Raw genomic sequence first — 24,032 nt, 5'->3', positions numbered from 1 at the left:
TCTAGCTCAATTGCTTAGCCGATCTTCACGGACGACTAATTATTTACGTGATCGAGTACGGACCTGTGGTCCGCTAGATCGGTCGTTTGGCCGTGAGCGCGAAAATCATTGCCTAGCCGACGAAGTGCCACAGTATAACACAAACCCTTTGTACGTGGCGGGTTTTTCTGAGCCACATATTGAGCAATCACACTATCGATAAGGTTCCGGTCTTCTGGAGAAAGATTGGGATAGTTGGGGTCTAAGCCATGATACGCAAAAAGGACCCTCACCCCTGCGTTCACATGTGCGTCGTCTGGAAAGTAGGTATTTACGTGATCGAGCAGGGGCTTGTGGTCCGCTAGATCGGTCGTTTGGCCGCGACTGCGGAGATCATTCCCCAGCCGACGAAGTGCTCTGGTATAAAGCTGAACCGTTTTAGGTGCCGGGTTTGTCTGAGCCACATATTGAGCAATCGCATTATCGATCAGGTCCCGGTCTTCTCGAAAAAGATTGGGGTAGTAGTCGCGGTTTAAGCCATGCGCAAGAAGGACCCTCACCCCTGCGTTCACATGTCCGTCGTTCGGAAAGTAAGTATTTACGTGATCGAGCAGAAACTCGTGGTCCGTTAGATCTGTCGGTTGGCCGCGACCGCGGAGATCATTAACCAGTCGAAGAAGTGCCCGAGAATAGCATTGAACCGTGCCTGGGCTTAAGTTGTTCTCCGCCGCATATTGAGAGATCAGGCTATCGATAAGCTTCCGGTCTTCCGTCAGAAGTTGCGTACGAAGAACGCTCAGCGCTCTTTTGATATGTTTATCTTTTGGCAAGTAAGTATTTGCGTGGTCGAGCAGGCGCTTGTAATCGGTCAGTTTGGCCTCTTGGCCGCGAGCGCGAAGATCATTCACCAGTCGACGAAGTGCCTGAGTATTAATCTCAACCGTTTCAGGTTTGGGGCTTTTCTGAGCCGCATATTTAGCAATCAGGCTGTCAATAGAGTTCCGGTCCTCCATAGACAGATAGGGATAAGCAGGACCCCTGCTGGCGATAGGAGCGGCTTGGCTTGCCTCGGCCAAGTGCTGCTCAAATTGTCCGGCCTCGTCCGTCTGCGGCGCTTCGGAAACCGCGTGCTGCACCTGCAACGAAGCTGCTACATTAAATGAATCAAAGTCTTGCGGGTCCATGTTAGCCTCAGGTTCAAGCTCGCCTGAGCAAGTCTCTACTCCTGCAAACTTTCGAGAAACTGACGGCCCACCGGCCAACCACTGAAGCGGCGGCGCTGGGACTAGGGTCTCCTCCGCGATCTAGCAGGATGTTGAAGAAGTCTTTGAACGGCGCGCGATGAATGGGATGTTGTTACCGTTGAGGAGGCAGATCTCCCCTTCGAGTGAGCCGTCATCCTTTAGTTCGGCCCAACCATCACCCTCGGCTGGCTCCATTTCGTCGTTTCCTTGGCAGCCGAACTCGACGGTATCGCCGTGGCAGGCTCCAAGAATGGAGCCAGTGAGGCAATCGAAGGCAAATTCGCCGCCGGCCTCATCGAACAGAATGTAGGCGCCCGCCAAGGCCATGTGTAACCGGTATGAGCTCCCACGTCCGCGATGATTAGCGGTCGCGGGCGTAGCGGATGGGCATCCAGTGCTGGCGCAGCGCCTCGACGACGGCTGGGATATCGAGGTAGGCGTTACGGAGGAAATCCTCGGTTTTGCGACCGCTTCGTGGCGGTCCGAGCGGCGGACGGGCCTGATCGTCGCGGCAATGCAGCAGGATGGGCAGCAGCAGGCCGTGATTGACGTTGTTGACGTCGAGCAACGGCGCCCACGCCGACAGTCTGAGCCGCATCGCGGCATAGAAACCCTGGCACCAGGGATGCGCATCGATGTTGCCGCTGGGGTCGCGCCGGTGCATCGGCTCGAACCGATCGGGGGCAGTCGAGAGGGTGTTGCTGATGTCGTTGTGGCGCAGCGCGACGGCGGAGATCGCGGCGAACTCCGGCGTGCCGCCATGGTTGAAAGCGTCGGCATCGATCGCGAGCAGCGGGCAGATCCAATCGAGCGGGCTCATTGACACCGGTCCGGCCACGATCGCGGCGGTATAGCCGTCGAGCATGGGAATGCTGGTGGCGGCAGGATGGCGATCGACGCGATCCTGGAGCCATCGCTCGAGCTCCGCAAGCGACATCGCGGCTGACGCCATCGACGATCCTGCCTTATGGCGACGTGGGCTCATGCCGCTGCCTGCGGTGTGTGCCGGCGCGCCGCCTTCCAGTTCCAGGCGAGCAGCTCGTGCAGCTGATGGCTCTTGGTTCGCCCGGACACGATGCGCTCCAGCACATCGGTCAGGTAGGCCTGCGGGTCGAGCTCATGGAGTTTTGCCGTGTTCACGAGCGACGCCAGGATCGCCCAGCTCTCGGCGCCGCCTTCGCTGCCGCTGAACAATGAGTTGCGTCTTCCCATCGCAATCGGGCGCATGGAACGCTCGACTGTGTTGCTGTCAACTTCGACACGGCCGTCGCGGAGAAACAGCGTCAACCCGTCCCAGTGATTGAGTGCGTAGTTGATGGCCTCCGCCAGCTTCGATTGGGAGAAGAGCTGGCCGACCATTGCGGTCAGGCGCGTCCTGAGCGCCTCCATCAATGGAGCGGACCTGGTGCCGCGGGTGGCCAGCCGCTGCTCGGCACTGCTGCCACGGATCTCTGCTTCGATGGCATAGATCGCCTGCAGGCGCTCGATCACTTCGCGCGCGAACGGCGACTGGGTCGTCTTATACACCTCGACGAATTTGCGGCGGGCGTGGGCGAGACAAAAGGCGAGTTGGATCGCGCCGCCATGATCGCGGGCGAGCGCTTTGTAGGCGGCATAACCGTCGACCTGTAGAATGCCGGAAAAGCCCATCAACTGTCTGGCGATCTCCGCCGTGCCGCGGCCGTCGGCGAACACGTAGGCCACCGGCGGCGAGGGACCGCCCCATGGCCGGTCATCCATGGCATGCGCCCAGAACTGGCAGATGCGCGGGTGATGTCGTCCGGGATCGAGCACCGGCATCGGCGTCTCGTCGCAGAACAGGCGCGGCGCGGTCTGGATCGTGCGCAGCTGAAGCGCATAGAGGCTCCTGAGCCACCAGGCCGCACGCTTCACCCAGCCGGCAAGCGTCGCCCGGTCGAGATGGACACCCTGGCCGGCCAGAATTTGCACCTGTCGGTACAGCGGCAGATACCAGGCGAACTTCGAGACTACCACGTGGCTCGCGAGTGCGGTCGAAGCCATGCCGCTCTCGATCAGGCGCGGCAGCACCTTCGCCTGGATCACACCATCGGTGCAGCGGCGGCAGCCGTACTTGGGACGGACCGTCCGCAGCACCCGCAGGATCGCCGGGATGATGTCCAGCACCTCGCTGACGTCCTCGCCGATCTTGTGAAGCTGGCCCTGGCAACACGGGCATGCGGTCGCCTCCGGCTCCAGCACATGCTCACAGCGCGGCAGGTGCTTTGGAAGCGCGCCGATGTTGCGGCGCGCCTTCTTCCGCAGTGGCTTGCCGGGCGGCTTTGCCGCAGCTGCATCGTCGTTGGCAGCTGCAGGCGGCGTGACGTCGGTCTCAAGATCGCCAAGCTCAAGCGCGAGCTGCTCGGCCACGAGCGCGGCAAGCCGCTCCGAGCGCTTCCCGAAGATCATGTCCTTGAATGTTTGCATTGCTACGCGCAGCGTCTCGTTCTCAGCGTCAAGCGCGAGCACCATCTCGGTCAGAGCTGCCGGATCGGTCGGGAGAGTGTCGGGGCGAATCGCCATCACCAGACGATACATCCGTGCGACCCATGCTCCAGTGAAATCCTCACTTCTCAGCCGACAATGGCCGGCTGCTTCACAGGCTTGGGCGACACACGCGTCCACTCGAGCCCGTCGAGCGAGGGCACATCGAAATATCCCCTCTGGGGAGTCTGACGAATCACCTGCCATCGAGGTTACAGTGTGCGAACCGACGCATCCGTTGTTTGGCCGCACATTCCGCGTCATTCGCCGTTCAGTCCATCGCGGCGGCGGCTTCCCGCTTTCGTACGAGGTCGAATATCGAGACGGTGCCAGCCTTTTGATTCCGGTCGTGGCAACCGAACCACGGATGTCGATGGAGAGTCGGACGAAGCTGAGCGTCGAGGCACTAGACGATCTGGCCACTCTGGTTGAGCAGCTCGAACACGATGCCAATCGATCCGAAAGACCTTTGGGCCACGCTGCCAACGGCACTGCAGCGCCAAATCGTCAACGAGGTCGCCGCAGTGCTGGCGGAGGCAAGTCATGAAATCCGAGCTCGTCAAGCCGATACACCTGGCGCGACGCGCGGTCGTGTACATCCGGCAGTCGACGACCCATCAGGTTGTGACCAACCAAGAAAGCCTGCGATTGCAATACGCGCTTCGCCAACGCGCGATCGAGCTCGGCTGGCACGAAGCTGGCATCGACGTCATCGACGCTGATCTCGGCATCAGTGGGGCGTCGGCGGCTCAGCGCAGCGGCTTCAAGGAACTGGTCGGACGTGTTGGGCTTAATGAGGTTGGTCTGATCCTGTCGATCGACGTCACGCGTCTCGCCCGCAACTGCTCGGATTGGTATCCGCTGCTCGATATCTGCGGGCTGCACGGCTGCCTCATTGCCGACCGTGATGGCGTCTATGATCCGGGCAGCGCGAATGGCCGATTGCTGCTCGGCCTAAAAGGGACGATATCGGAGCTTGAGCTCCATACGATACGTAGTCGATTGGCGGCTGGTCTTCTCGCCAAGGCGGAGCGCGGCGAGCTTGCGCTCACTTTGCCGATCGGCCTTGTCCGTGATCCCTCTGGCGTCGTCGTCAAGGACCCGAACCTGGAGGTGCAGGAACGGCTTGAGTTGCTGTTCGAGACCTTCCTGAAACTGCGTACCGTTGCCAAGGTCATGCGTGAGTTCAACCACCGCGGTCTGGAGCTGCCGCGCCGCAATCGCCACGGGGACCTGCATTGGGCGCGGGCGACGACATCCGCGGTCGCGGCGATTCTGAAGAATCCTGCCTATGCAGGCGCGTTCGTCTACGGACGGACAAGACTGCGCAAACCCTTGGACGGAAGATCGCCGACGAAGGCGCCGAAGCCGATCGGGCAGTGGCGGATCATCGTCAAGGACCGCTATCCGGCCTATATCGCTTGGCAAAGCTACGAGAAGATCAGGGACCTTATCAGCGACAACCGAGCAGAATACATGCGCAACAAGACCAGAGGGGCTCCACGTGAGGGCGAACTACTGCTGCAAGGCATCGCATGGTGCGGAAGATGCGGTCACAAGATGTACGCTCGCTACAAGGGGGGCGCCGAGTACGTCTGCAATCACCTGCGTTCACATCAGGGGCTGCCGGCGTGCCAATACATCCGCGCTCCCCGCGTCGACGCCGCCGTGGCGCAAGCGTTCCTCACGGCGCTGGCGCCGGCCGAGATCGACGCTTCGTGCGCTCGTCGCGCTCAGCAACAGACGTACAAAGCAATACGAAGCAATGCCGAGCAGCAGCTCGAGCGCCGGCGCTACGAAGCAGCACTCGCCGAACGTCAGTTCAACCGCGTCGATCCTGACAACCGGCTCGTCGCCGCCGAGCTCGAGCGCCGTTGGGAGGCGGCTCTGAAGGAGGCCCGAGCGGCAGAGGAGGCCCTGGCCCGTTTGAAGTCTCCCCAGGCTATCGCTCAGATCACCGTCGGCTACAAGACGCTGAACGACAAAGTCGTCCACCTCTCCGGCCGTCTTCCTGCGATCTGGACGGACTCGAGCACGACCGACGCGAAACGCAAGGCGCTGTTGCGCTGTCTCATTGACAAGGTAATCCTCGATCGTGGCGAGCATGACGTCGTCAGGGTGAGGATCGTGTGGCGCGGCGGAGCCGTCACCGAGATCGAGGTAAAGATGCGTGTCAACTCAGTAGAAAATCTCACGCAGGGCGCTGAGATGCGAGAACGCGTGCTCGAGCTCGCCCGCACCAAGATGCACGACGACGAGATCGCCGCCATGTTGACGGGCGAAGGACACCGGTCACCAAAATGCCCCGACAGGGTGCTGCCGATCACTGTCCAGCGCATTCGCTTCCAGGCCGGCCTCAAGGGGCTTACCGAGCAACGCACGCGATGGCGGCATTCACCCGACTTGCTCAGCGCACAGGAACTCGCCGGCGTATTGAACATTCCGGTGAACTGGCTGTACGTTCAGATCAGGCAGGGGCGCCTTTTGATCGATCGTCATCCTTCCGGCGCGCACCTGTTCTCCAACACGTCGCGCGTAGTTGAGGCTGTTCGAAAACTCCGCAATCACGAGCTCGATCATCTAGATCTCCGAATCACTGAGCCTTACGAGGAGGGGCATTCACATGGATAGTCGAGTAGCATTGCAAGCTGCGTCGCACTGAGATGCACAACGCCGTCGCGGATCGGCGGCCAGGTGAAACGCCCCTGGTGCAACCACTTCGTTACCAACACCATGCCGCTGCCGTCCCACGCCAGAAGCTTCACTCTGTCCATCCACTGCGTTTCAAAAAGCATCACTCCGTTAGATGCCGGGAAGACGGACAACTCTATCATATTGATAGTCTTCAAAAATTTTCGGGCGTCGCTCGATCACTTTCTGCACTCCTATTCGAACCGCTTCGGTGTCGAGGACTTCGACTGGTACAAGCCATGGTGCTCCCTTCATGATCTGTGTGCCTGGCAGGACGCCCTTTTCAGCCAAGGTTCGCGCCGACCCAAGGCATATGCCGAGGCGCTCGGCGGCCTTGGCGAGGCTGATGAACTTCCCATCGCTTTTGCTAGGGTCATATTCCGGTAGCCCGAGCCGTTCACGCATGTCGCGCACTCGCACGGTCGTCCAGGTTTCTCCGTCGCTGGTTCTGCACAGCATCCGATTGAGCGAGACGGCGAGTTCTCGATCCGGCCAATGCCCAGCCAGCTTGCGAAGTGCTTCGACCGCGGGAGGGACATTGTCTTTCGGATAGCGACCGGTTTAAACCCGGGCCACCCGTACGCGTTTCAAGTTCCCGCGCGACGTGCCTCTCCGAGCACAATGGCTCTTTGGCTCTAGCTGGTTTTCCTGATCCAGATCTGTTCGATCATTACGCCCATTCGGGTCGTCGACTTCTCACACCCCCTCACCAACCCAGGCTATTCAGTGCTGCATGAAATCATGCCGTCACGGCCTGCGTCGGATGTCGATAGTCCTCCTTCCGGATGAGCATGGCCCAAATCGCCCGAGCCATCTTGTTCGCCAGGGCGATCGCCACCAGCATGCGTGGCTTCCTGACGAGAATCTGCGCAAGCCATGAGCCTTTGGGGATCGACTTGCGCCCCAGCCAGTTCAATCGCGACATAGCCCCCACGATAAGTAATTGGCGAATGTCCGCCTGTCCCTCTCTCGAAACGCGCCCAAGCCTTTCCTTTCCTCCGGAGGAATGTTGCCGCGGGACTAAGCCGAGCCAAGCTGCGAAGTCTCGACCACATTTGAAAGTTGTCATGTCGGGCGCGAAAGCCTCGATCGCCAGCGCGGTCAGCGGACCGACTCCTGGCATTGTTTGCAGCCGGCGCGCCGCTCCAGTCCGCGCCGCCAACTTCTTGAGTTGCTCTGTCTTGGCATTAATCCGCTCCGTCTTCTGGGTAATTTGATCAATGAGACTCCAGCATTCCTCCCGAACTAGTGGCTCTGCACAGTGATTATGACTCTTTGGAAGGCGCGGGATAGGCGCGGCCCATTTTGGTGCGGGCCTTGTCTGTTGTGAACATCCATTTGATGCGAGAGCGGGCGGCATTTCGCTTCCGTTCCCAAGCGGCGATTTCGCGGCGCAACCGCTTGGGGGCGTCGATTCTGCGATTGAGGCACTGGCCCCGCAGGACGCCGATCTCGATCTCGACCATGTTGAGCCAGCTTGCGTGCTTGGGCGTGTAGTGGAACTCGAGCCGTCGCAAAATCCGCCTGGCTTCGGCGGGCGGGAAGGCCTGATACAGGGCGCCGGCGGAGTGGGTCGATAAATTATCCTGGACGACCCGGATGATCTCGGCGTCGGGATAATGGATGTCGACGAGGTCGCGCATGCAGGAGGCATAGTCTTCAGCCGCGCGCCGCTCAGTGACTTTGACCTTGCGCCAGGGACGATGCACGTCGAGGAATACGAAGAGATTGACCGTGCCGTTGCGACGGTACTCGTAATCGTAACGTTCGAGCTGGCCGGGCTCGGCCGGAATCGGTTGACGCGCCTCGCCGATGAGCTGCACCGGGCTTTCGTCGAAGCACACCACCGGCCGCTTGGGATCTGGCGCCTCGGCGTAGAGGTCGAGCACGTCCTCCATACGGGCGACGTATTCGCCGTCGATCTGCGGAATGCACCACATGTCCCTGCGCCAGGGCTTGAGGCCATTTTCGGCCAGGCGCCGCCGAACCGTCTCATGCGACAGGCTCTTGTGTTCGGTGAGCTTGACCATCGCACCTGCCAGCAGCTCAAGCGTCCAGCGGGCCCGGCCTTCTGGCGGACTGGCGCAGGCCGTCGCCACCAACAAGGCTTCTTCCTTGACCGTGAGTTTGCGCTCCGCTCCGGGCCGCGGCTCATCGCTCAGCGCCCGCTCCAGATTGCCTTCCACGAAGCGGCGCTTGGTCCGGTACACGGTCGAGCCGCCCACGCCGACGCTCCGCGCGATCTCCTCATCGCTGCCGCCGGTGTCGGCAGCCAGCAAAATCTGCGCGCGCTTGAGCTTACGGGACGCATGCTTGCCGCCGCTGAGCAGCGCCTTGAGTTCCGTGCGCTCGATTTGGCTGAGGTCGACCCGATAGCGTACATTCATGGCATGCCTCCGTGTTCGAGGCACGCACCAACAACTGAATCGGATGGCCGGCGTGAGTCCTTCGGCAAAACCCTTCACGCCCACACAGGGGCAGTACCTGGCCTTCATCCACCTCTACACGCGCCTGCACCGCAGACCCCCGGCCGAAACCGACATGCGGGAATACTTCCGCGTTAGCCCGCCCTCGGTTCACCAGATGGTGCTGACGCTGGAACGGGAGGGCCTCATCAGACGGCAGCCAAGGACCCCTCGCAGTATCGAGGTCCTCGTTGATCCAAAACACCTGCCGGAGCTACTCTGACCGCCAGACGCAACCCGTCAAAATCACTGTGCAGAGCCACTAGGACCGGCAGATCGACGTTCGGCTCCTTGAGGATTGCGGCAATGCGTTTAAGTTGTTCGATGCCTTGTGGGACGGTATGACCAAATTCGTAAACAGCAGCACGTAATGCGTTGACTAAATCAGTACGCTGACGAACAAGCCGCTGCCGACTCCGAAACAACATTGCTCTGGCCTGCTGCTCTTCCGATTTCGGCTCGACGAAGCGCATCTCTGGGCGCTGTGCAGCGATTACTATTGCTTCGGCATCAGCCGCGTCGTTTTTTTGGCGCTTCACGAAAGGCTTCACGTATTGCGGCGCGATCAGTCTAACTTCATGGCCGAGCTTAACCATCTCTCGTGCTCAATAGTGAGCGCTGCCGCAAGCTTCCATCATCACCATTGCCGTTAAGTGCTCCGCCGTGAACTTCCTGAACTGTGGCCGAGACAGCTTCTTTCGAAACTTGAGATGCCCAGTTGTTGATGCGCCGTGGAGCTGGAAGACATTCTTCGCCAGATCTACCCCAATCACCGTATCCATCAATTTGCCGTCCTATTCGCTGTGATCAAACAACACGTTTTTGGCACATATCGATGCCATCGAGGAGGGCGGCAACCATCCCGTCTCATCGGGTGGTCGGTGATGTGCAGGCCAGGCAAGGCATCGATTCCCTCTTGTGCCCTCCCTTCGGTCCGTCCCCATCGGCGCAGTTTCATCCTGATTGTCGCCGGCTTCCCACCCAGATTGTCGCGCTATACGTGCCGCAGCGCTGCGATGAAAGTCATGGTCTTCCAGTGACCGAAAGGCGCGGATGCTTGGAGCCGCTGTCCACTCGGTCCCCAACCGCGCAGTGGCGCCATATTGGTCTTGATCCAGGTCTCGTCGATAAAGAGTCGTCCGTGAAGAATGCGGATTGACTTGAGAAATAAGCAGAATTGGTCTTGATGTAGTATTCGATTTTGCAGGAAAGCGGGGTATTGGACCTCGCTTTCTTGCGTTTTAGATTTTGCTTTTGGGTGATTCGTGATTCCCTGACAGCGTCGTCGACATTGGGGAATGCGATGAGCAAGCCGCGGGATGATCGCCAGAAAGACCTGTTGCTTCCGGCGCTTGATTAGATCATCGACATGGGTCATCCGCTGGTGCGGTTGGCAGCGCTGATCGACTGGAACATCCTGAATGAGCGCTTCAGTTCGGTGTGCCAAGCAGGGTCGGGACAGCCGGGCTTGCCGACGCGGCTAGTCGCCGGCCTGTTCATTTGAAGCACATGCACAACCTGTCAGATGAGGTGCTGTGCGCTCGCTGGATCGAGAACCCCTATTACCAATACTTCTGCGGCGAGCTGAGCTTCCGCCACCGTCTGCCGTTCGATCGATCGTCGATGACGCGCTGGCGGCAGCGGCTCGGCGAGGAGCAGCTCGTTGCGCTAATCCAGGAAAGTCTGTCGGTGGCGCACAAGACAGGCGCCCTCGGCCCGAAGGACCTGGAGCGCGTGGTGGTCGATACCACGGTGCAGCCCAAGGCGGTTGCGCATCCGACCGACGCGCGGCTCCTGCATCGAGCAATCATCAAGCTGGTCGGGCTCGCCAAGCGCAACCGTGTGCCGCTACGCCAGAGCTATCTGCGCCTGGCCAAGCGCGCCGCCATCATGACCGGCCGCTATACCCACGCCCACCAGTTCAAACGCGCCCGGCGGCAGCTCAAGTTCCTGCGGACACGGCTTGGCCGGATCATCCGCGACATCCGCCGCAAGATTGATGGCGATACGGTGCTGGAAGCTCGCTTCGGCCCGTTGCTCGGTTTAGCGCAGCAGGTGCGCAGCCAGGATCAGCATCAGCGCGGTCCGAAGGTCTATGCGTTACATGCTCCGGAGGTTGAGTGCATCGGCAAGGGTAAAGCCCGCGCGCCCTACGAGTTCGGCTGCAAGGTCAGCATCGCCACCCCTGTGACGTCTCCGAAGGGCGGCCAGTTCGTGCTCCATGCCAAGGCGCTGCATGGCAATCCCTTCGATGGGCACACGCTCGGTCCCGTAATCGCCGACATGGAGAAGCTCACCGGGGTGGAGGCTCGCGGTATCCACGTCGACAAAGGATATCGCGGTCACAACCACCCGCATCGGTTCAGGGTCTGGATCTCGGGTCAGGTCCGCCGCGTCACAGCTTCCATCCGTCGCGAGATGAAGCGTCGCGCGGCTGTCGAGCCCGTCATCGGCCACGTCAAGGCCGAGCACCGCATGGACAGAAATTATCTCAAGGGACGCCTCGGCGACCGCATCAACGCTGTTCTCGCCGCTGCCGGCTATAACTTCGGCCTGCTGCTGCGATGGCTCGCAGAGCTCTTGCGTGTCATCATCCGAGCCTTCTTCGAGACCCTCCCGGCTCGAAACACCGCTTGAGCCGGGCGCCGGCGCCAGTTCTTCACGAACGACTAAAGATCAGGCGTGAAGCGTCAATCTTGCCTTGATGGGCCTTCCAGCGTGTCCGCTTACGGGCGATGTCGGGGCGATCTTGTTCGACTGGCAGGATCGTTTTTTTTGAAGCTCAGCCCTTCGGCATGCACAAACGTCCACACCGCCCGCACATCGGTCTTGATCCCGCGCGCCGCCAGTTCCTGTGTCAGCTTCCGCAAAGTGAATGGTCCCGAGAGAACGCGCTTACGCAGCCAATCAGCATTGGCACCGGACAGAACCGGCTTCTTGTGACCGCCGATCTTGCCGGGCGAAACGCCCCCAGTCTCCCGTTTCAGATTCTTCCACTTCGTTACACAGGACGGGCTGATCTGAAGCGCCTCTGCAATCGAACGAACTGTCTCTCCTGCATCAGCTCGCGCCAGAGCCCGTTCACGAAGGTCTTCTGAATAGGGTCGCGTCATCCATGCTGGCCGCCGTTCTCCAGCACGGAGTTTGAATCAGAAATCGCTCCCGCTGGGAATCCCGATTCTGCGAAAAAACAACATGCTCTAGAGCCGTGGATACGACGCCGATCATCCCGCTCGAGGCGAAGAGACTGTTCGGCTCGATCCCTCGGGGCGATATCGACAATCAACCTTGTGAGCGGCGAGGTCATGGTGCCGCTCCCATGACATTGGCCGGTGTCCGGTCCGCGCCCCCTTCGCCGCAAAGGTGGGCACGCAGCGCGGCCACACATTGATCTGCGTTCTTGTTGTCACGTTTTTGACCGGGGACGATCGTGAGATCGGCAAGTTGATAGAACGGCGAGCGCTCGCTGATCAGCTGCGTGATCTTGTCCTTCCGGTCTTCGGTCTGCAACAGCGGGCGGGCGGTGTCACGACTAAGGCGTTTCCTGATCTCACCTTCGTCGGTATTGAGCCAGATCGAGACACCCTTCTCCGCGACGCGGTGCCGCGTCTCCTCACGCATGAACGCGCCGCCACCGGTGGCCAGCACCACCGGCCCCCGCTCGAGAAACTGTGCGATTGACCTCGCCTCGAGGTCCCTGAAATACTGCTCCCCTTTGGTTGCAAAAATCTCCGCAATCGGCATGCGAGCCGTCGTCTCGATTTTTTTATCGGTGTCGATGAAGGGCAGCCCCAGTCGACGCGCAAGAAATGGGCCGATGGTGGATTTGCCGGAACCGGGCATGCCGACGAGCACGATCGGCCGGCCGTCGAGGGCAGCGACAACTTCCTTTGCAGTCGGTGATCGCTCGGGCGTCGCGGTCTGTTGGGCAGATCGCAACCCGAGGGTTGCGCCGACGCCAGCTGTCCGCGCCCCTTCGATCGAAAAGTGGGGAATGTTTCTGACACCCTCCGGTATCGCAACTTCTTTGCAGACCTCGCGCACGCGCTGGGTGAGCTGCTCCATCTTACGGGGATCCGGTGCATCGCCTCTGCGCCGTCGCTGGAGTTCCTTGTACGTGTCGTGATTGGCAATTTTGGCCTTGTAGCTGCCCGGCGTATGGAACTCCGCCTCGAATCGGTAGCCATCCGGCGTGGCGAGCACAGTCTTCATGCCGACAAACGTCGGAGCGCTCATCCTGAACCAGTTGGTTGTGCTGATTTCGGCGTAGCCTTGCTCCTCAAACGCCAGAATGCCTTTCGTGAAGGCACGTGCAAAATCCTTGTCGGGCACTTCGAAGACATGGCGCACGGCGCTGCTGATCAGCAGTGAGGCGCCTTCGGGGGCATCATTCACCTCCATGAGTTGGTCTCTGAGGGAGCTTTCCGATCTTAACCGACGGTCGAGATGGGGCATCTTCACATCGATGCCCAACAGCTCAAGGTCCTTGGCAACCTGACGTGCTGCTACAGTGATCTCCTTCTCTTCGGCTGCGGCGCGCGCGACCTCGATTTGGGCGCGCTCTGAAGCCTGCTCGCGAGTTAGCGTCAACGTGATGGCAGAAGCCTCGGCAGGCTGTCGGCCAAAGCCAGGCAGAATCCCTTTCTCCGCAGCAAGATGAATAGAGGCCTCCATGATTGAAGCTGCCAATGTGGGATTGTCCTTCAGATCCTCCAGGGTCGTGTCGACATTGAACCGTCCGTGGTTGAGGGTCGCCGCCATGCTCTTGACATAGGGCACGGACTTCAGGCCTGGCGTCTGCTGCAAGAGCCCCTGGAGCCATTCGCTTTTCTTCATGAAGAGCTGGACACTCGTGTCGGACTTGAAGGCGTCCGTTCCGACCTTGATCCCGAGGCTCAGAAGATTGCTCGCGCTTTGCACGAGGTCATCGGCAATGTAGCCATCCGGCCGCGGAGTGATGCGCGGAGGATAGTGGTCGAGCAAGGACTGGATGCGGTCGCGTGGGTGAGCGGCTGCCGGATAAGTCTCCGCCAGGCTTGGGAAAAGCTCCGCAAGCGCTGGGCTCACAGTCAGTTTGGTGTCGCTCACGCTTTCGGATATTTCGGGCAGCATCTGCTCAGCTGTGCTCGCTGCCCACGCCTCGAGGTCGTTGACGAGCAACTCGGCAATTTCGTGGGCGACTGCATGGTCTGCAAGCTTGATCTCGGGCCTCGCTCTATCGAGCATGTGCTCGACATCCTGGGCGCTCACCTGCTCCTTGGTCAGCAATTGACGGATGTCGCGCTGAAGTTCGTGATGAAACCCCTCGTAAGTTCCAAAAACCGCGCGCTCAGCAAACCAACGCCGTGCTTGATGGGATTGCGCCAGAAAGCTCCGCTGCAGGCCGCTATAAATTTCCAACGCGTTCCGCGTCGCCGCGAGGATCTGGCTGGCACGACTGAATTGGTAATTGTTGCCCTCGATCGCCGGGGTATACGACTTCGGCGGCTTGAGCGAGCGAACTCCGCGAGCTTGTTCCTTCTCATCGAACTGGCGAACATGCTCATACAGCTGCGGCCGATCGCCGATGATAACGACGGTATCCCCGTCGAAGTCGCCGTCGAGCTTTTTCTGCTCGCCGGTCGGGACTGCAACCAACGACCCCGGAGCGAACACTTCGGTCGCCTGCAGGATACCCACACAGTCGACCGGCGTGTCTACGTTTGCACGGTCTTTGCGCTCGGTCCAGCTCGAATGGCACTTGACGTCTTCGGCCGACATCACCAGCCCGCGGTCCGCGTAGTTGGCCGGCCACATCCCATCCGGCACCACGATCAGAATGCCTTTGGCAAAGAAGCTCGGGTCGTGGGCCGCCAGCTCCTCCTGCGACTTCTGGGCGACACTGAAACTGTATTGCATGGCCACGCATCTATCGAGGAATGCCGCAGTCGGATCCCCGTCAGCTGCCGACCTGACTCGCTCGGCGGCGAGTGGGCGCAGGTTAGGCTTGTCATAGGGAGATCGCCCGATCAGCACGCCCCCCGTTCCCGTTAACGTCTCACTCTTGCACTTCGGCACATGGAGGTAATCATCACTGGACGGGACGGCAACGCCACCGGGAGCATCGATGTGGCCTGCCGTCACCATGCGAAACAGCTGCTCGCCTATCAGGCTTTCCCCTCCTCTGCTGTCCAGCCAGCTCTTGGCCTTTTCGCGAGCCTCGTCGGCCACCTGCTCACTGCGCGGATAATGTTGCAACGCCGAGGCAGGAACGGACGATCTCCTTCCCTCACCATAGGCCGGCATTCGATCGGGGCCTTCCTGGGGGCCGGCCCGGCGAATAGCGAGCATACGTTCGGCGAGCGAGGCCTTGATAAAGCCACAGCCATCATGCGGTCGCAAAGCAATCGGGCCTTCCGGTCCAGTCAATTTGAACGGATGCTCCTCGTTGGTAGGGCGGTCTGGCGTCAGCAACAGCTTGAAGGCGCCCTCCAGCGCGTAATCGTGAGGGCCCAGATCCTTGATTGCGGGTGGCGCCGCAAACCCCCTGCGCTGAGTGTACCAATAGGCTTCCTTGAACGGGGCCCAGGCCCGCAACAGCTTCTCGAATGACGTCCCCGGCGCGGTTTCGGCATAGGGAATGGCGAGCAGTTTTCCCCCCGAAGACGGTGCTGCCGGTCCGCCTGGAGTATGGGCGGCGATTTCGAGCACGGTCGGTCTTGGTGCTTTCAACTTGCTGCCGCCGAACAGGTCCATGCGGTACGGCCCCCCCTTGTAGGTGAGCGTGCGCGCCAGCATGAGGGCGCTCGGCTTTGCCGGCAGCTGGACGGCGACCACCTCGATCGCGCCTGAGGTCAGCCGATGAAAGATCGAGTATCGTGTCTCGGGCTCTGTGGCCAGTGGCCGTCCTTGCATGTCCACCACCGGCAACCGCATCAGACCCGCTTCGCCCTGTGGGGGCCTCGGCTCGTGATCCATGGCTCGCAATACCTCGTGGACATCGAATGTGGACGCAGGATATTTGTCCCGGATCGTTGCCGCGTTCTGCTCGACGAATGCGTCCAGCGCATCGACCGGGCTCTCCGCCTCGATCTGTGCGATCAGGTTCCAGCTCATGTTGGAAAGATCGCCCTGGATGAGGTCGCGTGTGCCGGCCAGGATCTCTTTGGTACCGTGCCTCAGCTCTTGCTGCCTCTTCCGCAAATCTGCCTTCTTGCCCTCGATAACCGGTCGCTTGAACATGCTCGCCAGGACTGCACGAGCCTTGAGCATCTGATAGATCGAGAGGGCAGGATTGCGACTCGCGCGCGGCCCACGGATGCGCTCTGCCGCGCTCGCATCGAAGTGTGCCTCGATCTTTTGCTCCACGATCGGTTGGACATCGTTCAGCAAGTGGAGAGCCACTCTGCGGTGCCAGCGCAGGTGCGGGCTGCGCGCCAGCGGCACCAGCGCGGCACAGAGATTGCCCATGGTTTCGAGGTTATTCTCAGCGGCAAAACCAGGGGCACGATGCAATTCGTTGAGCCGATCCAACCCGGTCGAGGCGAGCGAGCCAAGATCTTCGAATAGTCGAGCCTTCGCCAAGGCCTTGAAAATGGTGGCGATAGTCAGAACATCGCTCTGCTCCAGCCGATCATTGTCGTAGTGAAGGTGATGGGCCAGCTGATGTAAGCGATCCTTCAGCAGAGCGGTCTCTATGATCTCTCCCGCGTCTTCCCCTCTCGTGATACCTCGCCCCAGGGCATTGGCGATCATGTTGAACTCGGGCGTCGTGAAGGCACCGAAGCGTTGACCGCCCCGGCCTAGTCCGCGCGCGATGTCCACTACCGCCCGGTGACACGCCGGGTCGTCCGGCCACTTGCTGAAGCCATTTATCAGATGTGCCATTTGCTGCGGCGTGAAATCGGAGAGCGCGCGGCGACCGACCTCACCCGCGATCACGGCTGCGGAATGGCAAATGTCCTCGTCTTCCGGCCACTTGCTGAAACCGTTCACCAGGTTCGCCAGCTCCTGCTCATTAAAACGAGCGAGCCGGCGGCCGTCGTCACAGACCTCACGGGCGATTGCGAGGACGGCCCGGCCGGCATCGTCCTGGCCCGGCCACTTGCTGAAACCGTTCACCAGGTTCGCCAGCTCCTGCTCATGAAAACGAGCGAGCCGGCGGCCGTCGTCACAGACCTCACGGGCGATTGCGAGGACGGCCCGGCCGGCATCGTCCTGGCCCGGCCACTTGCTGAAACCGTTCACCAGGTTCGCCAGCTCCTGCTCATGAAAACGAGCGAGCTGGCGGCCGTCGTCACAGACCTCACGGGCGATTGCGAGGACGGCCCGGCCGGCATCGTCCTGGCCCGGCCACTTGCTGAAACCGTTCACCAGGTTCGCCAGCTCCTGCTCATGAAAACGAGCGAGCTGGCGGCCGTCGTCACAGACCTCACGGGCGATTGCGAGGACGGCCCGGCCGGCATCGTCCTGGCCCGGCCACTTGCTGAAACCGTTCACCAGGTTCGCCAGGTCCTGCTCATTAAAACGAGCGAGCTGGCGGCCGTCGTCACAGACCTCACGGGCGATTGCGAGGACGGCCCGGCCGGCATCGTCCTGGCCCGGCCACTTGCTGAAACCGTTCACCAGGTACGCCAGGTCCTGCTCATTAAAATGAGCGAGCTGGCGGCCATCGTCACAGACCTCACGGGCGATTGCGAGGACGGCCCGGCCGGCATCGTCCTGGCCCGGCCACTTGCTGAAACCGTTCACCAGGTTCGCCAGGTCCTGCTCATGAAAACGAGCGAGCTGGCGACCGTCGTCACAGACCTCACGGGCGATTGCGAGGACGGCCCGGCCGGCATCGTCCTGGCCCAGCCACTTGCTGAAACCGTTCACCAGGTTCGCCAGGTCCTGCTCATGAAAACGAGCGAGCCGGCGGCCGTCGTCACAGACCTCACGGGCGATTGCGAGGACGGCCCGGCCGGCATCGTCCTGGCCCGGCCACTTGCTGAAACCGTTCACCAGGTTCGCCAGCTGCTGCTCATTAAAACGAGCGAGCTGGCGGCCGTCGTCACAGACCTCACGGGCGATTGCGAGGACGGCCCGGCCGGCATCGTCCTGGCCCGGCCACTTGCTGAAACCGTTCACCAGGTTCGCCAGGTCCTGCTCATTAAAACGAGCGAGCTGGCGGCCGTCGTCACAGACCTCACGGGCGATTGCGAGGACGGCCCGGCCGGCATCGTCCTGGCCCGGCCACTTGCTGAAACCGTTCACCAAGTTCGCCAGCTCCTGCTCATTAAAACGAGCGAGCCGGCGGCCGTCGTCACAGACCTCACGGGCGATTGCGAGGACGGCCCGGCCGGCATCGTCCTGGCCCGGCCACTTGCTGAAACCGTTCACCAGGTTCGCCAGGTCCTGCTCATGAAAACGAGCGAGCTGGCGGCCGCCGTCACAGACCTCGCGGGCGATTCTGATCGCCCCATTGCGGCATTCCGCCGCCCGGAGGTTCCGACCAAACGATAATGCGAAGAGCGAAAGCGCATTAGGGTCGACTTTCGTTATTAACGCATCTTCCAGCTGCGACAGCCGAGCTGCCAAGGCCCTGCAAGCTTCCACACCTGCACGACCACCGGCCTCTCGGCTCACCACGTTGCATGTTGTGGCGTACCCCCATGATCGCCCGGCGCGGATGTTTTCCTCCAGGCGCGAAACGAATTCAGTCTTGAAATCAACGGCGGCCTTTTCCAGAAACCTTTCATGGTCCTCCCGGTCCGCCTTTCGCAGCCTCTTGTCATGCTGCACCACTGCAGTTGAGAACGCACGGATGTCGCGAACGTGATCAAGGTCCCTCAGAGCTGCATTAAGTTCATCCGCACGTCTATAAGGACGCGCCAAGCTTGCAGCCCGGACGCTCTCGGCGCCTATATCTTCGATACGCTGCATTTTTGGTCCAGCACCCAGGTCAGGCACGGATTGCCTATGTCGAGAGAGCGCATCTGTCTGCGAGCTGGTAGCGGCTTGATCGCCTCGCCAGTGGTCGCCGCTTGAACGCCAGCTTGCTCCCCCAGGTACTCCGTCAAGATAGGATCCATACGGTCGTTCGGAGCTCGCACCTTGGACCCTCTGCGCGGCGACATCGTCAATGCGCTGCCTTCCTGGTCCGCCACTTCGGTCAGAGATGGATTGGCCATGCGGCGCCAGCCCGCCGGCGCGATCGGCGCGCCGACGGTCGCCATCCGAAGACGACGGGGCAACTTCCAGATTGGCTGCGCCACGATAAGTTCGATGGGCTCGCTCCGAGCTTCCAGGCTGAATTGGCTGCGCAGCGACACCGCCGATGCGCGAGCTTCCTGGCCTGTCACCCCGCTCGGAGGCGGATGGTGTATCTGGCGGGAGCCCACCTCTCTGCGAGCGCTCAGCCGTTCGGTCGGCACGCCACTGATTGCCATCAGAGTGCGCCAGGCGTGTTTCCTGATTTGCTGCGCCATTATAGGTACGATCGCTTCGTTCCGCACCTTCACGCTCGATTGGCTGCGCAGGCGCGTCGGCGACGCGCCATCTTCCTGGTCTGCTACCTCGCTCAGACACGGACGGCGTATCCGGCGGGCGTCTACCCACGTGCGAGCTTTGAGCCTCTCTATCGTCGCGCCAGAACTCTTCGCCACGCGGATGCGAGGCGCCCGCGTTTCGACCTGGTCTCCCACTGTAAATTCCATAAGGTCGCTGCGGGCCTGGGCCTAGGACACTCTGCGTGGGCACATCGTGGACGTGTCCCACTTCTGGTCCGTCTCCGCCGTGCGATGGGAGAGAGCGTCCTAGCGAGCCTTCCGCCTCTGGATCGTCGCGACGCACTTCCTTATCAGATCGCGACGAGCCGGATCCCGGCAAGGAGCCGAAACGACGACGGCTCCCACCGATTACGCCATGCAGCGCAGCCCCAAAGAGTCGATGTGCGCTGGCGGGAGGAGCGGCAAATCGGCCTGCACCGCTGGCGCGCTGCGCGCTGCGCGAGTATGAAGCATCTGAATCCTGAGGCTCAGAGCGCGTCTGCTCCACAACGGAACTGAATGATCGGCCCTCTTCGCCGGGGGCACAAGCCGATCTAGCGCTAGAACCGTCAGCGCCTTGACCTTCATCGGCACCAAATTCCGAAATGGGCGATGTGCCGCGCTCGTCAATGCGCCTCATAATCCTTCTCCAATGTAGCAGAAACTGTGCAGGCTGCCCTCACGAGCGCGATAGCCACGTGCCGGCTCGACCACTTGTCCTCGTCTTGGCTGACAGAGCTGGCTGAATGGGCGCCGGATTAGCAACGGCTGAGCGCATGATTTCGTCAATTGGATGACCCTTAGTGTCCGACCGAAAAATAAGTATGATGGTGGATGGCTTTCAACTGGCGGATAGGCTGATCGCGGCGAGAAGTTCGCGATATTCCAGCTATCAGCGGGAGCGTTCCCCGCTTGATCCCCTTCATGCCAAAACGGCTTCGGCAAATCTCGCACCCAGGTTGAGTCCGACGACGCCAGGTCCACAAATTGTGATGAGGGCCCCGGTCGATCCGCCGCAACCGCCCCTTGCCCACTGCTCAGACGTATTTGAAGTTGCTGCCGATCGGCGACGAGGTTGTCAAGGGAAAGCGCGCCTTGCGATTGGCGCTGCGCTAGGCGGTGTAGACTCTAAGGATTCCCTTTTAGGAGGAAATCAGATTCAAGGCTGCTTTTGGGAGGCAGTCTTGGGTGTGATGGATCGTCTGGTGTTGAGCGATGCGGCTTGGGAGCGGATGGCGCCGCTGATCATAGGCCGGCCTGACCAGAAGGGCTCGACCGGGCGCGACAATCGGATGTTCGTGGAAGGTGTGCTGTGGATCGTTCGCACGGGCTCTCCCTGGCGTGATCTTCCGGAAGCGTTCGGGGATTGGAACAGCGCGTTCCGGCGCTTCAGCCGATGGAGTGCCAAAGGCGTCTGGTGGCGGATCTTCGAGGCAATGTCCGACGATCCGGACTTCGAATATCTGATTGTCGATTCCACCATTGTTCGAGCCCATCAGCATGCTGCCGGGGCCAAAAAAGGGGGTCTGAAGATCAAGCGCTTGGCCGTTCGCGCGGCGGCCTGAGCACCAAGATACATATGGCCGTTCGCGGCTTGGGATGTCCGGTACGGTTCACGATCACCGCAGGCCAGAAGGGCGATGCACCGCAAGCCGCCACATTGATCGAGGGATTGCCTGCCGAGGTTTTCATGGCCGATACGGCCTATGACGCCGATCACCTGCGCCAGGACATTGCAGCCAAGGGCGAGCTCGCCGTCATCCCCAACAACCCGTCACGCGCGCTCAAGTATCCGCTCGACAAGCATCTCTATGCCCAGCGCCATCTCGTCGAATGCTGCTTCTCAAAGCTCAAGCAATTCCGCCGCGTCGCAACCCGCTTCGAAAAGACCGCCCGAAATTACCTTGCCGTCATCACCATCGCAGCCATCGTCCTATGGCTGCGATAACTGTCCACACCGCCTAGGTGTCTGGTCCCGGAGTGTGGGGGAATCAGCCAAACTGGTCCTTCATTCCGGGAGGACCTATGGGCCAGATACTCCACGGCAGCGCCACGACCACGCACGCGATCCGAGCGGCAATACAGCGATCGAAGGCTCCGCTCAAAGAGCTAGCCGCCCAGCACGGGCTCAACCAAAAGACGGTCGCCAAGTGGCGTAAGCGCACCTTTGTCCACGATGCGCCGATGGGGCCAAAGACCGTGCGCTCGACCGTGCTTTCTGCCGAGGAAGAGGCGATGGTCGTCGCCTTCCGCAAGCACACGCTCCTGCCTTTGGATGACTGTCTCTATGCGCTGCAGGCGACGATCCCGCATCTCACGCGCTCGTCCTTGCACCGCTGCCTGCAACGTCACGGGATCAGCCGCTTACCCGAGATCGCCGGCGACAAGCCCGCCAGGCACCCCTTCAAGCGCTACGCCATTGGCTACTTCCACATCGATATCGCTGAGGTCCGCACCGAGGAAGGCAAACTCTATCTCTTCGTGGCGGTGGACCGGACCGCCAAATACGCCTTCGCCCGGCTGGTGAAGAAGGCCGCGGGTGCAGCAGCCAGGGCCTTCCTCGAAGAACTGGTGGCGGCCGTCCCTTTCCGGATCCACACTGTACTGACCGACAACGGTATCCAGTTCGCCGACCTGCCTAAGAATCGTGATGGCGCCACTGCAAGCTGGCGCGGCCATCCCTTCGACCGGGCCTGCCTGGGACACGGCATCGAGCATCGCCTGACCAAGCCCAATCATCCTTGGACTAACGGTCAGGTCGAGAGAATGAACCGCACGCTCAAGGAGGCAACCGTCCGGCGATACCACTACGAGACCCACGAACAATTGGAAGATCACCTCGCTGCCTTCCTTGATGCTTACAACTTCGCCAGACGCCCTAAGACCCTGCGTGGTCTCACGCCCTATGAAGCTATCTGCAAAGCATGGGCCGACGAACCAAACCGCTTCAGGATCGATCCCATCCACTTGACCTCGGGACTGAACACCTAGTGGCTCTGCACAGTGATTTTGACGGGTTGCGTCTGGCGGTCAGAGTAGCTCCGGCAGGTGTTTTGGATCAACGAGGACCTCGATACTGCGAGGGGTCCTTGGCTGCCGTCTGATGAGGCCCTCCCGTTCCAGCGTCAGCACCATCTGGTGAACCGAGGGCGGGCTAACGCGGAAGTATTCCCGCATGTCGGTTTCGGCCGGGGGTCTGCGGTGCAGGCGCGTGTAGAGGTGGATGAAGGCCAGGTACTGCCCCTGTGTGGGCGTGAAGGGTTTTGCCGAAGGACTCACGCCGGCCATCCGATTCAGTTGTTGGTGCGTGCCTCGAACACGGAGGCATGCCATGAATGTACGCTATCGGGTCGACCTCAGCCAAATCGAGCGCACGGAACTCAAGGCGCTGCTCAGCGGCGGCAAGCATGCGTCCCGTAAGCTCAAGCGCGCGCAGATTTTGCTGGCTGCCGACACCGGCGGCAGCGATGAGGAGATCGCGCGGAGCGTCGGCGTGGGCGGCTCGACCGTGTACCGGACCAAGCGCCGCTTCGTGGAAGGCAATCTGGAGCGGGCGCTGAGCGATGAGCCGCGGCCCGGAGCGGAGCGCAAACTCACGGTCAAGGAAGAAGCCTTGTTGGTGGCGACGGCCTGCGCCAGTCCGCCAGAAGGCCGGGCCCGCTGGACGCTTGAGCTGCTGGCAGGTGCGATGGTCAAGCTCACCGAACACAAGAGCCTGTCGCATGAGACGGTTCGGCGGCGCCTGGCCGAAAATGGCCTCAAGCCCTGGCGCAGGGACATGTGGTGCATTCCGCAGATCGACGGCGAATACGTCGCCCGTATGGAGGACGTGCTCGACCTCTACGCCGAGGCGCCAGATCCCAAGCGGCCGGTGGTGTGCTTCGACGAAAGCCCGGTGCAGCTCATCGGCGAGGCGCGTCAACCGATTCCGGCCGAGCCCGGCCAGCTCGAACGTTACGATTACGAGTACCGTCGCAACGGCACGGTCAATCTCTTCGTATTCCTCGACGTGCATCGTCCCTGGCGCAAGGTCAAAGTCACTGAGCGGCGCGCGGCTGAAGACTATGCCTCCTGCATGCGCGACCTCGTCGACATCCATTATCCCGACGCCGAGATCATCCGGGTCGTCCAGGATAATTTATCGACCCACTCCGCCGGCGCCCTGTATCAGGCCTTCCCGCCCGCCGAAGCCAGGCGGATTTTGCGACGGCTCGAGTTCCACTACACGCCCAAGCACGCAAGCTGGCTCAACATGGTCGAGATCGAGATCGGCGTCCTGCGGGGCCAGTGCCTCAATCGCAGAATCGACGCCCCCAAGCGGTTGCGCCGCGAAATCGCCGCTTGGGAACGGAAGCGAAATGCCGCCCGCTCTCGCATCAAATGGATGTTCACAACAGACAAGGCCCGCACCAAAATGGGCCGCGCCTATCCCGCGCCTTCCAAAGAGTCATAATCACTGTGCAGAGCCACTAGCCGGCGCCGTCGGGTCCGCTTTGAGGGGCGAATGTCACGGTCATGGTCTCTCCAACCCATTCTCGCCGCAAGGGCCGACAGTATCGTATCATCTTCAGCTTATATCACGTCCCTCCTGCATGGCCGGTTCACGACGCGGACGTCTGAAACTCGACCATACGATGGGGCGA

18 protein-coding genes and 3 pseudogenes are annotated in these 24,032 nt (G+C 61.1%); 6 read left to right on the top strand and 15 right to left on the bottom strand.

Annotated features, from left to right (window positions below; all coding sequences use genetic code 11):
* Nucleotides 1-35 precede the first annotated feature (35 nt).
* The 4 genes from ACVMB1_RS41565 to tnpC form a co-directional block, all read right to left on the bottom strand.
* The gene (locus ACVMB1_RS41565; RefSeq protein WP_456849798.1) at nt 36-1,163 is read right to left on the bottom strand and encodes a hypothetical protein; all 1,128 of its coding nucleotides are present in this window, start codon (nt 1,161-1,163) and stop codon (nt 36-38) included.
* A 120-nt stretch (nt 1,164-1,283) separates the two neighbouring features.
* Nucleotides 1,284-1,550 (bottom strand): hypothetical protein, encoded by a 267-nt coding sequence (locus ACVMB1_RS41560; protein WP_069280605.1) that lies wholly within the window; start codon nt 1,548-1,550, stop codon nt 1,284-1,286.
* A 34-nt stretch (nt 1,551-1,584) separates the two neighbouring features.
* Nucleotides 1,585-2,175 (bottom strand): UPF0149 family protein, encoded by a 591-nt coding sequence (locus tag ACVMB1_RS41555; protein ID WP_456813723.1) that lies wholly within the window; start codon nt 2,173-2,175, stop codon nt 1,585-1,587.
* A 29-nt stretch (nt 2,176-2,204) separates the two neighbouring features.
* Nucleotides 2,205-3,764 carry an IS66 family transposase gene (gene tnpC / locus ACVMB1_RS41550; protein ID WP_253609788.1) on the bottom strand — a complete coding sequence of 520 codons (1,560 nt, stop codon included), beginning with the start codon at nt 3,762-3,764 and terminating at the stop codon, nt 2,205-2,207.
* Nucleotides 3,765-4,268: 504 nt separating this feature from the next.
* Here tnpC and ACVMB1_RS41545 point away from each other — a divergent pair.
* Nucleotides 4,269-6,356, top strand: coding sequence for a recombinase family protein (locus tag ACVMB1_RS41545; RefSeq protein WP_456849796.1), 2,088 nt, complete (start codon nt 4,269-4,271; stop codon nt 6,354-6,356).
* Here ACVMB1_RS41545 and tnpB read toward each other — a convergent pair.
* The 4 genes and pseudogenes from tnpB to ACVMB1_RS41525 form a co-directional block, all read right to left on the bottom strand.
* Nucleotides 6,329-6,499, bottom strand: a complete 171-nt coding sequence (gene tnpB, locus ACVMB1_RS41540) for an IS66 family insertion sequence element accessory protein TnpB (RefSeq protein WP_375167301.1) — start codon at nt 6,497-6,499, stop codon at nt 6,329-6,331. The two genes, ACVMB1_RS41545 and tnpB, sit on opposite strands and share 28 nt — an antisense overlap.
* Nucleotides 6,500-6,527: 28 nt before the next feature.
* Nucleotides 6,528-6,821, bottom strand: a complete 294-nt coding sequence (locus ACVMB1_RS41535) for a hypothetical protein (protein ID WP_245314114.1) — start codon at nt 6,819-6,821, stop codon at nt 6,528-6,530.
* A gap of 334 nt (nt 6,822-7,155) precedes the next feature.
* Nucleotides 7,156-7,665 (bottom strand): annotated as a pseudogene (locus ACVMB1_RS41530) (transposase); the annotation flags it as partial.
* A 16-nt stretch (nt 7,666-7,681) separates the two neighbouring features.
* Nucleotides 7,682-8,803 carry an IS630 family transposase gene (locus ACVMB1_RS41525; RefSeq protein WP_069280104.1) on the bottom strand — a complete coding sequence of 374 codons (1,122 nt, stop codon included), beginning with the start codon at nt 8,801-8,803 and terminating at the stop codon, nt 7,682-7,684.
* On the opposite strand from ACVMB1_RS41525, the gene ACVMB1_RS41520 reads away from it, so the two are divergent.
* A complete protein-coding gene (locus tag ACVMB1_RS41520; protein ID WP_309144994.1) occupies nt 8,802-9,104 on the top strand; it encodes a LexA family protein in 303 nt (100 codons plus the stop codon). The two genes, ACVMB1_RS41525 and ACVMB1_RS41520, sit on opposite strands and share 2 nt — an antisense overlap.
* On the opposite strand, the gene ACVMB1_RS41515 is transcribed toward ACVMB1_RS41520, so the two are convergent.
* From ACVMB1_RS41515 to ACVMB1_RS41505, 3 genes and pseudogenes are all read right to left on the bottom strand, one after another.
* Nucleotides 9,031-9,477, bottom strand: a complete 447-nt coding sequence (locus ACVMB1_RS41515) for an IS110 family transposase (protein ID WP_456813722.1) — start codon at nt 9,475-9,477, stop codon at nt 9,031-9,033. The genes ACVMB1_RS41520 and ACVMB1_RS41515 overlap by 74 nt on opposite strands.
* A gap of 9 nt (nt 9,478-9,486) precedes the next feature.
* Nucleotides 9,487-9,663 (bottom strand): hypothetical protein, encoded by a 177-nt coding sequence (locus ACVMB1_RS41510; protein ID WP_456849794.1) that lies wholly within the window; start codon nt 9,661-9,663, stop codon nt 9,487-9,489.
* Nucleotides 9,664-9,884: 221 nt separating this feature from the next.
* Nucleotides 9,885-10,016, bottom strand: a pseudogene (locus ACVMB1_RS41505) (IS630 family transposase); the annotation flags it as partial.
* A 225-nt stretch (nt 10,017-10,241) separates the two neighbouring features.
* Here ACVMB1_RS41505 and ACVMB1_RS41500 point away from each other — a divergent pair.
* Nucleotides 10,242-11,518, top strand: a pseudogene (locus ACVMB1_RS41500) (IS5 family transposase).
* Nucleotides 11,519-11,607: 89 nt separating this feature from the next.
* On the opposite strand, the gene ACVMB1_RS41495 reads toward ACVMB1_RS41500, so the two are convergent.
* The 3 genes from ACVMB1_RS41495 to ACVMB1_RS41485 form a co-directional block, all read right to left on the bottom strand.
* A complete protein-coding gene (locus ACVMB1_RS41495) occupies nt 11,608-11,994 on the bottom strand; it encodes a transposase (protein ID WP_253588048.1) in 387 nt (128 codons plus the stop codon).
* Between the two features lie 190 nt (nt 11,995-12,184).
* Entirely contained in the window at nt 12,185-18,784 is a 6,600-nt protein-coding gene (locus ACVMB1_RS41490) for a shikimate kinase (RefSeq protein WP_456849792.1), read from the bottom strand.
* Nucleotides 18,763-19,329 carry a hypothetical protein gene (locus ACVMB1_RS41485; RefSeq protein WP_141713704.1) on the bottom strand — a complete coding sequence of 189 codons (567 nt, stop codon included), beginning with the start codon at nt 19,327-19,329 and terminating at the stop codon, nt 18,763-18,765. Before ACVMB1_RS41485 ends, ACVMB1_RS41490 begins: the two co-directional genes overlap by 22 nt.
* A 1,244-nt stretch (nt 19,330-20,573) precedes the next feature.
* Here ACVMB1_RS41485 and ACVMB1_RS41480 point away from each other — a divergent pair.
* Nucleotides 20,574-21,337, top strand: a protein-coding gene (locus ACVMB1_RS41480) for an IS5 family transposase (protein WP_141713710.1) whose coding sequence is annotated in 2 segments (ribosomal slippage) — nt 20,574-20,909 and nt 20,912-21,337 — 762 coding nt in all. Because the reading frame shifts where the segments join, the coding sequence is not laid out codon by codon here.
* 77 nt (nt 21,338-21,414) lie between these two features.
* On the top strand, nt 21,415-22,380 hold the full coding sequence (locus ACVMB1_RS41475) for an IS481 family transposase (protein ID WP_456849790.1): 966 nt from the start codon (nt 21,415-21,417) through the stop codon (nt 22,378-22,380).
* A 39-nt stretch (nt 22,381-22,419) separates the two neighbouring features.
* Here ACVMB1_RS41475 and ACVMB1_RS41470 read toward each other — a convergent pair whose 3' ends face one another.
* Nucleotides 22,420-22,677, bottom strand: coding sequence for a LexA family protein (locus ACVMB1_RS41470; RefSeq protein WP_253587780.1), 258 nt, complete (start codon nt 22,675-22,677; stop codon nt 22,420-22,422).
* Between the two features lie 43 nt (nt 22,678-22,720).
* Here ACVMB1_RS41470 and ACVMB1_RS41465 point away from each other — a divergent pair, with 43 nt between their 5' ends.
* Complete coding sequence (locus ACVMB1_RS41465; RefSeq protein WP_069280104.1) at nt 22,721-23,842, top strand: IS630 family transposase; 1,122 nt, start codon at nt 22,721-22,723, stop codon at nt 23,840-23,842.
* Nucleotides 23,843-24,032: the final 190 nt, after the last annotated feature.

The organism is Bradyrhizobium sp. USDA 4504, assembly GCF_054063995.1.
This window is presented reverse-complemented; position numbering and strand designations above follow the sequence as displayed.